This is a genomic window from Marinobacterium profundum (assembly GCF_001528745.1).
Lineage (GTDB): Bacteria > Pseudomonadota > Gammaproteobacteria > Pseudomonadales > Balneatricaceae > Marinobacterium_A > Marinobacterium_A profundum.
Genome location: NZ_BCNS01000090.1, coordinates 42185 through 56831 on the forward strand (window position 1 = coordinate 42185; position 14647 = coordinate 56831).

Here is a 14647-nt window from a genome sequence, read left to right on the forward strand (position 1 = left end):
TGATGGCGTGGCAGGTTTTGCCCTGCTGCGCTTAGAGTTGGTCCTCGGTGCGCAGAGCACCCAGTTCCCGCCGCAGCAGCTCATTTTCCTGCTGCAATTTCTGGGCATCGATGCGGAAGCGGAAAATATCCGTATAACGCTCTTCCAGTTTGGTTTCGAGCTGCCCGATCTGATGTTTCTGTTGCTTGATGCTCTGTTCCAGTTTTTCGATGCTGCGTTGCAGTTCGCTCACCATACCGTAATGGTCCGCCGAACCCTGGGCTGCGGCGCTGGGGCTGTTTAGCGCAGATGCAGTCAGATGCGGACCATTGAGTTCGCTCACTATATGGCTGTAGAGCGCTTTCAGGTCGGTGGCTTCGCGGTCACTATAGTGTATCGAGGCTTCTATGGCGCTGTGGGCGCTGGCAGCGCCGATGGCTCCGGCCAGGATATGTTCCAGCGAACGATGAAACTCCACCAGTTCGATAATGGTGATATGGGGCTTATCGGCTACCTGCAGATCCTGCAACAGACTCTGTACTGCAGCCTCGGCTTTGTCGCTGTTGAGGTATTTCGCCAGCAGGCTGCGGGCTTCTGCGATCTTGGGCTCCAGGTCGATGTAGGCATGCAGTCCGGTATGGCGGGCCCGGCTGCGGTGCTGTTGCGGCAGCATGGATGAGAGGAAGTCGCTGGTCAGGGTGCGCTCGCCCTTGCCGGGACTGTAGAGCAGCGAACCCAGTATATAGGCGCTTATATTGATCCCGAGTGACCAGAATACGCTGTGGGTCAGGGGGGGCAGACTGTCAACTCCGAGCAGCGCTTCGGGGCGCAGCAGAGTGATGCCCCAGGGTCCATCGTTAAGCAGGCCAGGTTCATACCAGCCCTGTCGGATAAAGGTGGGCAGAGCCAGGGTATAGCACCAGATCAGGAAGCCGCTACACAGGCCCGCCAGCGCACCGGCACTGTTGCCACGCTTCCAGAACAGGCCACCAAAGAGTGCCGGCGCAAACTGCAGTACCGCCGCGAAAGACAGCAGGCCAATGGTGACCAGCAGATAGGAGTCGGCGAATTCGACAGCGAAGCCGTAGGCGGACACCAGGATCAGCGCGATAAGCACCCAGCGTACCTGCAGCAGCGAGCCTCGCGCACGCCTGAGACCTGGAGTGCGCTCGAATAGAGGCAGCAGCAGGTGGTTCGAGGCCATGGTGGCCAGAGTCATGGTGGTGACCAGCACCATGGCGGTGGCGGCGGAGAAACCGCCGATAAACACCAGCAATGTAAGGGCTTGCTCACCGGCTTGTTGCGGGATCAGTAATACATAGAAATCCGCCATGCTGAGGGGCAGGTCGCTGATCAGGCCTGCACCGGCAATGGGCAACACAAACAGGTTGATCAGAATCAGGTACAGCGGGAACAGCCACATGGCGGTCTTGATATGCTGCTGATCCGAGTTTTCCACCACCGCCACATGAAACTGGCGCGGCAGCAGCTGAATGCCTGCAAAGCTCAGGATGATAAAGGTCAGCCAGGTGAGGCCATCGCCCTTGTAGCTGCTGATGCGGGTCAGGTGGCGCAGGTCACCCTCGCTCAGGCGCTCCAGCAGGGGCGTCAGGCCGCCAAATACCGTCATGGTGACGAAGATACCGATGGCCATGAAGGCGACCAGCTTGACCACGCACTCCACGGCCAACACCGTGATCATGCCCGGGTGGCGCTCGGTGGGGTCCAGCCTGCGGGCGCCGAACACGATGGTAAAGATAATCATCACTAGGGTGACCATGAGGCCGGTAAAGCCGCCGACACCCGGATTATTGCCCGATGTGATCAAGTTGAAGGAGCTGATGATGGCTTCGAGCTGCAGGGCTATATAGGGCAGGGCGCCAATCAGTGCGATCAGGGTAACGGCGGCGGCGATGGTCTGGGAGCGGTTGTAGCGGGTGGAAATAAAGTCGGCAATGCTGGTGATATGGAAGGTTTCCTTAGCGGCCACCATGGGGCGCAGGATGATCCACCAGAGCGCAATGGCGATCAGGGCGCCGGCATAAATACCCAGAAACAGCAGGCCGGAATGGCTTGCAAGGCCCACGCTGCCGTAGAAGGTCCAGGAAGTGGCGTACACCGCCAGCGACAGTGCATAGATCCAGGGGCCGCGCTTGGCCTGGCCGTCGCGCTCTACGCGTTTTTCCACCAGTTGCGCAATGCTGAACAAAATGCCCATATAGAGCAGCACCACGATAGTGACAGTTGTCGGAGAAAACATGGATGCAGGTGCTCTGTTGTCAGCGCGATGGGAGTGTTTATTAAATAGCTGCTACGGGCGAGGGGGTCAATCAATGTGGCGTTTCTATTTAATTATAGGTCGAGCTTAAGTCGCTGAATTTGAGTGTATTGCGAGTGGTTTTTGCGGAGAGTCAGGTGCGTTCGCGGGGTCTTGCAGCCGGCTGAGCAGCCTCGGGGATAGCCGAGTTTGTAGCACAGCACTCGGGCACCAGGTCAACGCCGCCGGGGTGCAGCGGGTGGCACTTGGCGATGCGTTTGAGTGTCAGCCAGCCGCCCTTGGCGGGGCCGTGAAGCTGAATGGCTTCAATGCCATAGCTGGAACAGCTGGGGTAGAAACGGCATCGGGGCCCGATAATAGGGCTGATCACCAGTTGATAGGCGCGGATAGGACCGATCAGCAGCCAGCGCATAGTCTATGACTCCCGGGTTGTGATAGCTCCAGCAGCCTGTCGGGCTTGGCCGCAGCAGATCAGTGTTAAGTCCGACTGCCTAGCATAGGGAAAAACAACGGTGCGGGAAAGCGCGCAGGCGTGGCCTACGCGCTTTTTGGTATTGCCTGTCAGTTAGCTGGCCAGAGCCTGGATGTCGTCAAACGCATCAGGCGCTGGCTGTGACTTTGGGGCCGGCTGGCCCTCGTCCAGTTGCAGCACAGACAGGGTGCGCTTGCGAACCTGCTCCAGCAGTTGCGTATTCTGCATCAAATCCTGCTGGTATGACGGCACCATGGCGCGGATCTTTTCCTGCCAGGCCGGGGTCGCCAGTTGATCGGCAAAGCAGCGTTCGATAATGCCAATCATGGCGCTGGCGGCCGTGGATGCACCCGGGGATGCACCCAGCAGGGCCGACAGGCTGCCGTCCGCCGACGTGATCACTTCGGTACCGAATTCCAGCTTGCCGCCTTTTTCTGCATCTTTCTTGATGATCTGCACCCGCTGTCCGGCGTGGGACAGGGTCCAGTCCTCAGTGCGCGCCTCGGGGTAGAACTTGCGCAGTGCTTCGATCCTGGCGTCGTGGGACTGCAGAACTTCGCTGATCAGGTAGCGGGTCAGGTCCATGTTGTTCATACCCACGGACAGCATGGGCTTGATGTTGTTCAGGCGCACACTTTTGAGCAGGTCGAGGTTTGAACCACGCTTGAGAAACTTGGTGGTGAAGCCTGCAAAGGGGCCAAACAGCAGTGCTTTTTCGCCGTCGATAATGCGGGTATCCAGGTGGGGTACCGACATGGGCGGCGCGCCAATGGGGGCCTTGCCGTAGACCTTGGCCAGGTGCTGGCTGACGATCTCCGGCTTTTTGCATACCAGCCACTGGCCGCTGACCGGGAAGCCGCCGTAGCCGTCCCCTTCGGGGATGCCGGATTTTTGCAGCAGGGGCAGAGCGCCGCCGCCTGCGCCCAGGAAGACGAAGCGGGCACGAATGTGTTCGGTGCCGCCGCTCTGGCTGTTCTTCAGCTTTAGGTCCCACTGGCCATCGGCCTGCTGGCTAAGGTCGGTTACTGTACGTGCGAGCAGCAACTCGAACCCGGCCTGGTTTTGCAGATTCTGTGTCATGCCGCGAGTCAGCGAGCCAAAGTCGACGTCCGAGCCGTAGCGTACGCGGGTACCGGCGACTTTTTCGTCAGGGCTGCGATTCTGCATGATCAGGGGCATCCACTGGCGCAGAACCTCCGGGTCTTCACTGTATTCCATGGCCGCGAAGGCGGGGTGGGCGCTGAGGGTTGCATGGCGCTTACGCAGAAAATTGACGTTTTCCTCGCCCCAGACAAAGCTCTGATGCGGCGTGGCATTGATGAAGTTTTTTGGCGCCGGCAAGAGCTGCTGCTCCACCAGGTAGGACCAGAACTGGAGGCTGACTTCAAAGGCGTTGTTTATGGTGAAGGCCTTGCGGGTGTCGATAGTGCCCTCAGCCGTGAGGGGCGCGTAGTTCAGTTCACAGTAGGCTGCGTGACCCGTGCCGGCGTTATTCCAGCCGTCGGTGCTTTCCTGGGCAACCTGATCCAGCCGTTCAACCATGCTGATGCGAAGATTGGGATCCAGCTGCTTGAGCAGTGTGGCCAGGGTTGCGCTCATTGCACCGGCTCCGACGAGCAGTACGTCTACGGATTTTGCAGTCATGATAACTCCGCCTCTTGGATAGTTGGTCATGGAGTTGAGACGCCGCGGTCTCGGTCCCGTTCGCTATGGAGCGGCCGATGCTTGTGTTCGGCGCTTAACAGATCGCCGTGGCATCAACCGGAAGTTTCCTGTCTGCGTTTGGGCTGTACAGCGCCGGGCAGCTTCAAAAAGGTGCTTGCGCCCGTCAGATCCGGGTCTGTTCGGTTGGTTCAAAACACGGATTGATCTGGCTGAAGGCTTTATTATTATCTTTCGCAGTTGCGACGCATTATAAGCCGGGAGCGACGGAAGGGAACGCGGCCATCTTTTATAGTGTCTATAACGCAGCGGTTTCATGAGGTTGTAACGCAGCTGCGGTAAGGCCTGCAGGCGCTATTTATACTTTGGTATGGCGGGTCTAAATGAGGCCGTTGGAGGGGTAATGCCCCGGCGCGGGGGCCGGGACATTACTGGGTAGCAGCGGTGTAGTATCACAGATGCTCTTCGGCGTAGCGTGCCAGGCGGGAACGGAAGATGCCTTCGAAGTGGATGTTGGCGGAACCTTCGTATCCCTTGAAGCGTTCAACGATATAGGTCAGGCCCGAGGTCAGGGCGGTCAGGTAGTTGGAGTCGATCTGTGCCAGGTTGCCCAGGCAAATCATCTTGGTGCCCTTGCCACAGCGGGTGATGATGGTCTTGAGCTGTTGCGGCGTCAGGTTCTGGGCTTCATCAACGATGACCACCGCATCCTGGATGCTGCGTCCGCGAATAAAGTTCAGTGACTTGAACTGGATATTGGCTTTTTCAATGGCGTACTTGACGCTGCTGTGGGGACGTTCGTCATGCTCGTGCATGGCTTCGAGGTTATCGTGGATGGAGCTGAGCCAGGGTGTCATTTTCTCTTCTTCGGTGCCGGGTAGAAAGCCTATGTCCTCGGCTACTGGTGGCGTCGAGCGAGTGACGATGATTTTGTTGAAGCGCTTCTGTTCGATCACCATTTCCAGCGCGCAGGCCAGCGCAATCAGGGTTTTACCTGAGCCGGCAGCGCCATTGAGCAGGCACATGTCGATGGTCGGATCGAGCAGGGACTGCATCGCAAAAGCCTGGTACAGCGTGATGGGGGTGATGCCCCAGCAGTTTTGCTGCATCAGGCGGTCATATCCCAGGTCCAGTAGTACTGTTTTGTCGTCTTCGATGGAAATGGTGCGGGCGGCAAAGTCTTTGCTTTCGTCGTAAATATATTCGTTGGGGTAGGTGTTGGGCAGCATTTCCCGGTTGACGCGGTGGTAGGTACGATCGCCATCGCGGTAGCTGTCGACCTGCTCGACGCGGTCCCAGAAATTGCCTTCTATCTTCTGGTGCCCGGCGGGCAGCAGGTCGAGATCGGAGATCAGCTGATCGGTGCGGTAGTCTTCAACTTTGAGCAACCCGGCCCCAAGGGCCTTGAGCCGCATGTTGATGTCTTTGGTGACCAGGATGATGTCGCGGTGAGGGTTGGTTGCCTGCAGGTGCAGGGCGCAGTTGATAATCTGGTTGTCCTTGTTCTTGTCGGCGGGCAAAAATCCCTGACGTGCACCCAGTTCGTGGTCGGGAAAGATGCTCAGTTTGCCCAGTGGCGTTTCCCGGTCGATCCCCGGCAGCATGATGCGCACACCCTTGGTGATCTGGGTGGGGCTGTTGGCGGAGCTGAGAATGTTGTCGATTGCCCGGATGGCATAGCGGGCTTCCTGGGCCACTGTTTTCTTGCGGTCCTTGATGTCATCAAGTTCCTCAAGCACGGTCATGGGAATGGTGATGTCCTGTTCCTTGAATTCGAACAGACACTTGGGATCATGCAGCAACACGTTGGTATCGAGAATATAAAGTTTCGATGCGGTCATCGGCTTTTCCTTCAGCTGCTTGCTTGATACACATGCAACTGTACTCTGCGGATCCATAAGCACAATACAGCTGCCGCACTTACACCATAGCAGCCCCTATGTTACGTGTAATCGTTCAGGTGACAACTGCGTTTAAATGGTCATAAAAAAGTGCGCAGCTTGGGTCCTGATGCAACTGGTGATCAAAAAACGACCTGGATCACATTGTTTTTAAAAGGGTTATGGTGGGATCCACGGAAATTCCCTATATTGAAGAGAGTGAACCTCTGGCGTGCTGGCCCGGTTTCACGAAAGCCAGCGTAAGAGTACCGGCAGCTGCCAGTTAACGTCGGTGCAGGGTTTTACTGGTTGGGCCTGTGACGCATAAAGTGCGATCGGGCTCGGCATTTCAGGAATTCGAAGCTCAAGGGAGGTGATATTCATGATCACCGAAGACTTTGTGACCACCAGTGTGACGCCCAGCGATAGCCTGGCGACACTTTCTCCCGTTGAAGTTGCCAGGCTGCAGGATGCAAGTCAGGGTGGTTTGTACCGGCTGTTCCGGCAGTGCTGCCTGGCGGTACTGAACTGCGGCAGTGAGCTGGATAGCACCAAGATGGTGCTCGAGCGTTACAAGCAATTTGATATCAAAATCAGCCAAAAACACCGTGGCCTGCAGCTGGATCTGATCAATGCGCCGGCCAGTGCCTTTGTGGATGGCGAAATCATTCAGGGGATACGCGAACACCTGTTTTCGGTGCTGCGTGATCTGCTCTATATCGGTGAGGAACTGGATGATTACTGCCATGGGCTGGATGAGGGCGGCACTATCACGCATAGCGTCTTTCAGATTCTGCGCCACGCCGATGTCTTCCGTCCGCACGTGAAGCCCAATCTGGTGGTGTGCTGGGGCGGCCACTCCATTGGCCATGAAGAGTACGAATACACCAAGAAGGTGGGTTACGAGCTGGGCCTGCGGCGGATGAATATCTGCACTGGCTGCGGCCCGGGTGCGATGAAGGGCCCCATGAAAGGTGCGGCCATCGCCCATGCCAAGCAGCGAATCCGCGATGCGCGCTATGTGGGTATTTCGGAACCCGGCATTATTGCTGCCGAGTCCCCGAACCCTATCGTCAATGAGCTGCTGATCATGCCGGATATCGAAAAGCGGCTTGAGGCCTTTATACGCCTGGGGCACGGTATTGTGGTCTTTCCGGGCGGCGCCGGCACGGCGGAGGAGATTCTCTACATCCTGGGCGTGCTGCTGCACGAAAAGAACAATGAACTGCCGTTCCCGCTGATCTTTACCGGGCCCGAGGGCAGTGAGGCCTACTTTGAAACCATCGATCGCTTCCTGCGCAAGACTTTGGGTGATGCGGCGGCGAAGCGCTATGAAATCATTGTTGGCGACCCGGTCAAGGTTGCGCTGCGCATGGAGGCGGGGCTGCGTGAGGTCACGGCCTATCGCAAGGCGACCAGCGAGTCCTTCCACTTCAACTGGCAGATCAGTATTCCTCTGACCTTCCAGCAGCCGTTTGAGCCAACCCATGAAAATATGGCGACGCTGAATCTGTTCCAGGATCAGTCGCCCTGCGATCTGGCGTCCAATCTGCGGCGTGCGCTCTCGGGCATTGTGGCCGGCAACGTCAAGGAGCCGGGAGTGCGGGCGATCGAGGAGTTTGGGCCTTTCGAGCTCTGCGGCGAGCCTGATCTTATGGATCCGCTGGACCAGCTGCTCAATTCCTTTGTGCAGCAGCGGCGCATGAAACTGAACTATCAGGAATACACGCCCTGCTATCGCCTTACCGGGGTGGCGAGCACCGTCGCCTGAGCTTCTTCTGTCTGAAAACAGAGCGCGATAATCCGTTAGGGTTGTCGCGCTTTTTGCGTCCTGCTGTATGATGTCCCGCGCTCGCCAGGCCTGCGGGGCTTTTGCGATCACAGCGTCCAGCGTTTGCTGTAGCGGCGCCTGGATGTCGCTGTTGCACTGCGCGTGTCTGCTGAACTTTTGTAAGCGGACTGTTGTCTTCAACCTCCTTGTCGATCCATGCGGGGATCTGTCTTGAAAAACAAACTGATCGTTACCCTCACGACGGTGAAGGGCTCGCGGCAGTACACGCTGAACCAGGTGGCCCGTGTGCTGGTGCCGGCCTTTTTGCTAATGGCGGTACTCAGTTTCTTCGTGTCCAATGCCTTGCTGGTGAAGACCAGCGATGATCTGGCCATTCTGGCGGAAGATCATCAGTTGCTGTCTGATCAGTACGAAACAGTGCTCGGGACTCAGCAGCTCTATGTGTCTGAGCTGAATGAGCTCAGCGGTACACTTGAAGTGCTGCAGCAGGAAAATTACCGTATCGGTGAATTGAATGCTTCACTGGACGAAAGTCTTGGCGGGCTGGAATCGATGCTGGGTCTGCCGGCCAGTGACTCCTATACGCCGGAGCAGGCAGAGGTTTTAAAGTCGACGGCCGCGCAGCGGCTGTTTCTGCTGCATAATATTCCCAATGGTGTGCCACTGCAGAGTACCCGCATGACGGATCGTTTCGGCATGCGGACACACCCGGTGACACGCAAGCGCAGTATGCACAATGGCGTCGATTTCAAAGCGTCCCGTGGCACTGAAGTCTATGCTACCGCGGATGGCGTAGTGGAATTCAGCGGCCGCCAAAGTGGTTTTGGCAAGCTGGTGATCATGCAGCACAGTTTTGGTTTCAAGACTTACTTCGCACATCTGGATAAACTGAATGTCGAAGCAGGTGATCTGGTGGCCAAGGGTCAGTTGATTGCACTCAGCGGGAACAGTGGTCGTTCGACCGGGCCGCATTTGCACTATGAGGTAAGGCGCCTGTTTACGGCGATTGATCCGGCACCTTTTCTGAAGTGGAATATTGCGAATTTTGACACCATCTTTACAGACGTAACGAGCGTAAAATGGGCATCCTTAAAAGAAATGTATCCGTTAAATCAGGCCGCGGTGCAGTTACCATCATCGCAGAAGGAAACCGATTCACCGGAGACATGACGGTGCAGGGCAAGGTGCACGTTGACGGTGTTATCGAAGGCAAGATCGACGCCAATGATGATATTTCCATTGGCAAGACCGGCGAGGTAAAAGGGCTGGTAAAAGCCAAGCATGTGCATGTCAGCGGGCGCCTCGAAGGTGAGGTGATCTGCGATATTCTCTATGTCGAAGCCGGGGGTAAGGTGCGGGCCCGGGTGTTGAGCCGGCAAATGTCGGTTGATCCCAAGGGCTGCTTTCAGGGTGAGCGGCGCGAGCAGATTCAGCAGGTACTGGCATTGCAGGATGCGGCGGAAAAACCGTTCGAGTTTGGCGTCGAGGCCATCGACAGCCTGCCTGATCGTATAGTTCTGGGCAGCGGCCGAGGCAAGTTCGCAAACAAGTAAGATCAAGGGAGCAAGCTGGAGCATTTTTAGTGCGTAGCAGAGCCAGGGGGCGCTGCACGCTAACCGATCAGAGACGGAGCCGTACCGATGTGTGAACTCTTGGGCATGAGTGCCAATGTACCTACCGATATCTGTTTCAGCTTCTCTGGGCTGATGCAGCGAGGCGGGGCAACCGGGCCGCATCGCGACGGCTGGGGCATTGCCTTTTACGAGGGGCGGGGCGTGCGCTTTTTCCATGATCCGGCCCCCAGTGTGGAATCGGCCATTGCACGTCTGGTGCGCAGTCATCCAATCAAGAGTCATATCGTTATCAGTCATATCCGTCAGGCGAACGTCGGTCAGATATGTCTGGAAAATACCCACCCGTTTTCCCGTGAGCTCTGGGGGCGCAGCTGGACCTACGCCCATAATGGGCAGCTGGATGCCCAGCTGTACGAGCTGCCGCTGGAGTTTTATCGTCCCATAGGCACCACCGACAGCGAGTATGCCTTTTGCTGGCTGCTGGGGCAGATACGCAGCCGTTATCCCGAACAGCCCGATAATATTGCAGAGCTGAGTGATTTTATTGCCGGGCTCTGCGACCGCCTGCGCGGTTTTGGCGTCTTCAATATGCTGCTGACGGAATCCCGCTACCTGTTCTGCTATTGCACCACCAAGCTGTCCTGGATTACGCGCCGTGCACCCTTTGGTGAAGCCAGGCTCAAGGACTACGAACTGACGGTCGATTTCTGCGAGGAAACCACGCCGCTGGATGTGGTCACAGTGATAGCGACGGATCCGCTAACCGATAACGAGCGCTGGCAGGCATTGCAAACCGGCGAGCTGTGCGTGTTTGAAAGCGGTCTGGTGGTCGCGCAACGCACCGCCGAACCCGTGTCTGAAGCGCCCGCCGGCGCCATCTAAAAGTACATTTACAGAGGCGCGCGCCTCTGTATTGCAGTGCCCGTGTATCCGCCGAGTGTCTCCTTTATAATGTGCTTCCTCTTTCAGCCTGAATGACTGTAGCCCATTTGTGACTATCGATATTGAACATCTCCGTCAGCAGCTTGCGTTCTGCCAGTGCAAGGACCGCCTTGGTCTTCTCAGGAAGCTTCAGCAGCTCGAACAGCGTTTGGAAAAGGGCTTGCCAGCGGATCGCATCGCGATCCAGCTGGAGCAAGCACTGGAGCAATCTAGTGCTCAGGTAAAGGCTCGCGCCGCGCGAGTTCAGAACATTAATTACCCTGATTTGCCGGTGTCAGCACGGCGTGAGGAAATCGCCAAGGTCATCGCCGCTCATCAGGTGGTCGTAATCGCCGGTGAAACCGGCTCCGGCAAGACCACTCAGATACCCAAAATCTGCCTGGAGCTTGGTCTGGGGGTGCGGGGCCTTATTGGTCACACCCAGCCGCGGCGTCTGGCTGCGCGAACCGTGGCGACGCGCATAGCGCAAGAAATGAATTGCACTCTGGGTGACCAGGTGGGCTATCAGGTGCGCTTCACCGAGCAGGTGTCTGATCATACCCTGATCAAGCTGATGACCGACGGTATCCTGCTGGCGGAAACCCAGCACGACCGGCTGCTGGAGCGCTACGATGTCATCATTATTGATGAAGCCCATGAGCGCAGCCTCAATATCGACTTTCTGCTGGGTTACCTGAAACGGATTCTGCCGCAGCGCCCGGACCTTAAGGTCATCATTACCTCTGCGACTATTGATCTGGAGCGCTTCTCGCGCCACTTTGATGACGCACCCATCATTGAGGTTTCGGGGCGTACCTACCCGGTTGAGGTGCTCTATCGCCCGCTGAATGATCGCGGTGAAGACCAGCCTGATGTAGACCAGCAGCAGGCGATTCTGGAGGCGGTGGAGGAAATCACCGATCTGGGTCGCAGTCAGCGCAGCAACAGCGCGCGGGATATTCTGATATTTCTCAGTGGCGAGCGGGAAATCCGCGAAACGGCTGAGGTGCTGCGCCGGGCACAGCTGCGTGATACCGAAGTCATGCCGCTCTATGCGCGCCTGAGTGTGGCGGAACAGAACCGGGTGTTTCAGGCGGATCGTGGTGCGGGTCGGCGCATAGTGCTGGCAACCAATGTGGCGGAGACCTCGGTTACGGTGCCGGGTATCGGCTATGTAATCGACCCTGGTGAGGCCCGCATTTCACGCTACAGCTACAGAGCCAAGGTACAGCGTCTGCCGATTGAGGCAGTATCCCAGGCCAGCGCCAATCAGCGCATGGGGCGCTGCGGTCGTATATCCGCAGGTGTCTGCATTCGGCTTTATTCGCAAGAAGACTTCGAGGCGCGACCGCGCTTTACCGATGCCGAGATCCGGCGGACCAATCTGGCGGCGGTCATCCTGCAGATGCTCAGCCTGCGCCTGGGTGATATTGCTGATTTCCCCTTTATAGATCCGCCGGACAGCCGCTTTATTAATGACGGCTTCAAACTGCTTGAAGAACTTGGTGCCGTCGATACGGCCCGCGGCATGACTGCCCTTGGGCGCCAGCTGGCGCAGTTGCCGGTGGATCCGCGCATCGGGCGCATGGTGCTGGAAGGGGCCAAGCAGAATGCGCTGCGCGAAGTGCTGGTGGTCGCCAGTGCGCTGAGCAGCCAGGATCCGCGTGAGCGCCCGCTCGACAAGCAACAGGCGGCGGACGAAAAGCACCGGGAATATGCTGATGATGAATCGGATTTTGTCACCCTGCTCAAACTGTGGAACCTCTATGAAGAGCAGCGCCAGGCCCTGAGCCAGAATCAGCTGCGCAAATACTGCCAGAAGCACTTTCTGTCATTTTTGCGCATGCGCGAGTGGCGTGATGTGCATCGCCAGTTGCACTTGATTTGCCGACAATTGAAGCTGCAGGAAAACTCGATAGCGGCGGAATACGAGCCGTTTCACAAGTCGCTGCTGGCCGGGCTGTTGAGCCAGATTGGCATGCGACAGGAGAATCGGGAATATCTGGGTGCGCGCAATCGCCGTTTTCATTTGTTTCCGGCTTCAACAATATTCAAGAAAGCACCCAAATGGGTGATGTCGGCGGAAATGGTCGAGACCTCACGTCTGTTTGCCCGCATGAACGCCGCGATCAAGCCTGAGTGGGTCGAGCCGCTGGCCGGGCATCTGGTCAAGCGTAGCTACCTTGAACCTCACTGGGAGAAGAAACGCGCCCAGGTCGTGGCCAGTGAACAAGTTACGCTCTTTGGGTTGATTATAGTGCCGCGCCGCAAGCTCCATTACGGCAGCATAGATCCTGTCGTCTGCCACGAGATCTTTATTCGCAGTGCGCTGGTGGAAGGGGAGTATCAGACCCAGGCGAAGTATTTCAGCCATAACCGCAAGCTGCTGGACGGGGTCGAGGCGCTGGAAGCCAAAAGCCGGCGCCGTGACCTGCTGGTGGATGAAGACAGTCTGTATGACTTTTATGCCGGGCGCCTGGCGGAACACGGTGGCGCGGATATCGTTAACGGTGCCGGCTTCGAGCACTGGCGCAAGAGCGCCGAGCAGCAGAACCCTCAGCTGTTGTTTTTTACCGAGGAAGATGTGCTGCAGCGCTCGGCGGCCCATGTTACCGCGCGGGACTATCCACAGCGCATGCGCCTGGATGGCGTTGAACTGCCACTGAACTATCAGTTTGAGCCGGGCACCGTCAGCGACGGCGTTACGCTCGATCTGCCGCTGGCGCTTTTGAATAACGTGACACCGCGGCGCCCCGACTGGCTGGTGCCGGGTATGCTGCAAGACAAGTGTATCGCCATCCTTAAAGGGTTGCCCAAGCCGCTGCGCAAGCATTTCGTGCCGATTCCCGATCATGTGCGGGCCTTTACCGATCAGGTGGTGTTCGCCGACGGCGACCTGTACGAGGCGCTCAGCCTGTTTTTGCGCCGCAAAACCGGTGCGCGGGTGGACCCGGCCGAGCTGCGTGCGGTTGAGCTGGACAAGCATTACCGCATGAACATCCGTTTGCTGGATGCGGCGGGTCAGCAGTTGGGTGCCGGGCGGGATCTGGAGGCACTCTCAAGCCAGTTCGGCAAGCAGGCCGAAGCTGCGCTGCGTGAAGGGCCGGGGGATGGCTGGGGTCGTACTGGCTTGACACGCTGGGACTTCGGCGAGCTGCCGGAGTCAGTGGAATTGCGCCAGGCCGGCGGCATCCGCGTGGCGGCCTATCCTGGGCTGCGGGACTGTGGCGCCAGTGTCGAGCTGCATGTCTGCGCTTCAGCAGGCCAGGCGCAGGCGGAGTCACGCCTGGGTGTTGCCAGGCTGGCCATGCTGGAGCTGGCTGCGCCGGTACGCTATGCGCGCCGCGAGATGCCGCATCTGAATGAAGCCCTGTTATACGGTGGTGCCCAGTTCGACAAGGCACGGCTGGCGGATGCCATCCTGATGCAGGCGCTGATGCAGTTAATGCAACTGGATGAGTCGCTACCGCGTTCGGAGGCGGATTACCGGGCCAGGCTAGAGCAGGCTCGGGCAGCCCTGTGGGAAAAGGTTGTTCAGTTGGCGGGCTTTGTGCGTGATTGCCACCGGGAATATCACCAGGTGCGCAAACAGTTGGGCGGAAACATACCGCTGCAGGCTGTAACGGTACTAAATGATATTAAAAGTCAGCTGGCCGAACTGATCCAGGCAGAATATCTGCTGACAACCCCCTGGCCGCAGTTGCAGCATTATCCGCGTTACCTGCAGGCGATAGTGAAACGGCTGGAAAAATATCAGCGGGACCTTAATCGGGAACGATTATTATCTGACCAACTGCAACAATATTGGCAGCGTTATAAAGGTTTACGCGACAAAAACAAGACTCAGGGGTTGTTTGATCCGGCACTGGAAGAGTTTCGCTGGATGCTGGAGGAGTACCGCGTCTCGCTGTTTGCCCAGACGCTGGGCACCCAGATCGCAGTATCGGACAAACGGATACAGCAGCAATGGCGCCAGCTGCAGGCATGATGCTGTCTTGCTGGTGAGACGCTAGCAGCCTGTCGGACTTGACCGATCGTAGCGAGGGGAAGTCCGTTTTGAGCTCTTTTGAGGCGATAAATCGGCAGGAT

Annotated in this window: 9 protein-coding genes; 5 read left to right on the forward strand and 4 right to left on the reverse strand. The window is 57.6% G+C overall.

From position 1 onward, the window contains the following. Positions 1 to 31: 31 nt before the first annotated feature. From MPRO_RS05945 to MPRO_RS05960, 4 genes are all read right to left on the reverse strand, one after another. The gene (locus tag MPRO_RS05945; RefSeq protein WP_067288753.1) at positions 32 to 2239 is read right to left on the reverse strand and encodes a solute carrier 5/6 family protein; all 2208 of its coding nucleotides are present in this window, start codon (positions 2237 to 2239) and stop codon (positions 32 to 34) included. Between the two features lie 151 nt (positions 2240 to 2390). After that, positions 2391 to 2669 (reverse strand): membrane protein insertion efficiency factor YidD, encoded by a 279-nt coding sequence (gene yidD / locus MPRO_RS05950; protein WP_067288758.1) that lies wholly within the window; start codon positions 2667 to 2669, stop codon positions 2391 to 2393. A 153-nt stretch (positions 2670 to 2822) separates the two neighbouring features. Beyond that, complete coding sequence (gene mqo / locus MPRO_RS05955; protein WP_067288761.1) at positions 2823 to 4373, reverse strand: malate dehydrogenase (quinone); 1551 nt, start codon at positions 4371 to 4373, stop codon at positions 2823 to 2825. A 470-nt stretch (positions 4374 to 4843) separates the two neighbouring features. Next, complete coding sequence (locus tag MPRO_RS05960) at positions 4844 to 6232, reverse strand: PhoH family protein (protein WP_067288764.1); 1389 nt, start codon at positions 6230 to 6232, stop codon at positions 4844 to 4846. Positions 6233 to 6653: 421 nt separating this feature from the next. Between MPRO_RS05960 and ppnN the strand changes: the two genes are divergently transcribed. The 5 genes from ppnN to hrpA all read left to right on the forward strand — a co-directional run bounded on the left by ppnN (position 6654) and on the right by hrpA (position 14546). After that, the gene (ppnN, locus tag MPRO_RS05965) at positions 6654 to 8042 is read left to right on the forward strand and encodes a nucleotide 5'-monophosphate nucleosidase PpnN (RefSeq protein WP_067288767.1); all 1389 of its coding nucleotides are present in this window, start codon (positions 6654 to 6656) and stop codon (positions 8040 to 8042) included. A 231-nt stretch (positions 8043 to 8273) separates the two neighbouring features. Beyond that, entirely contained in the window at positions 8274 to 9233 is a 960-nt protein-coding gene (locus MPRO_RS05970; RefSeq protein ID WP_067288771.1) for a M23 family metallopeptidase, read from the forward strand. Then, positions 9230 to 9616, forward strand: coding sequence for a bactofilin family protein (locus tag MPRO_RS05975; protein WP_067288774.1), 387 nt, complete (start codon positions 9230 to 9232; stop codon positions 9614 to 9616). The genes MPRO_RS05970 and MPRO_RS05975 overlap by 4 nt, the downstream gene beginning before the upstream one ends. Before the next feature lie 87 nt (positions 9617 to 9703). After that, on the forward strand, positions 9704 to 10519 hold the full coding sequence (locus MPRO_RS05980) for a class II glutamine amidotransferase (protein ID WP_067288776.1): 816 nt from the start codon (positions 9704 to 9706) through the stop codon (positions 10517 to 10519). A 109-nt stretch (positions 10520 to 10628) separates the two neighbouring features. After that, positions 10629 to 14546, forward strand: coding sequence for an ATP-dependent RNA helicase HrpA (gene hrpA, locus MPRO_RS05985; protein WP_067288777.1), 3918 nt, complete (start codon positions 10629 to 10631; stop codon positions 14544 to 14546). Positions 14547 to 14647: the final 101 nt, after the last annotated feature.

Bases quoted from the DNA above. Each gene is read 5' to 3' on its own strand.
- MPRO_RS05945 (WP_067288753.1), bottom strand. From the start codon at position 2,239: ATGTTTTCTCCGACAACTGTCACTATCGTGGTGCTGCTCTATATGGGC.
- yidD (WP_067288758.1), bottom strand. From the start codon at position 2,669: ATGCGCTGGCTGCTGATCGGTCCTATCCGCGCCTATCAACTGGTGATC.
- mqo (WP_067288761.1), bottom strand. From the start codon at position 4,373: ATGACTGCAAAATCCGTAGACGTACTGCTCGTCGGAGCCGGTGCAATG.
- MPRO_RS05960 (WP_067288764.1), bottom strand. From the start codon at position 6,232: ATGACCGCATCGAAACTTTATATTCTCGATACCAACGTGTTGCTGCAT.
- ppnN (WP_067288767.1), top strand. From the start codon at position 6,654: ATGATCACCGAAGACTTTGTGACCACCAGTGTGACGCCCAGCGATAGC.
- MPRO_RS05975 (WP_067288774.1), top strand. From the start codon at position 9,230: ATGACGGTGCAGGGCAAGGTGCACGTTGACGGTGTTATCGAAGGCAAG.
- MPRO_RS05980 (WP_067288776.1), top strand. From the start codon at position 9,704: ATGTGTGAACTCTTGGGCATGAGTGCCAATGTACCTACCGATATCTGT.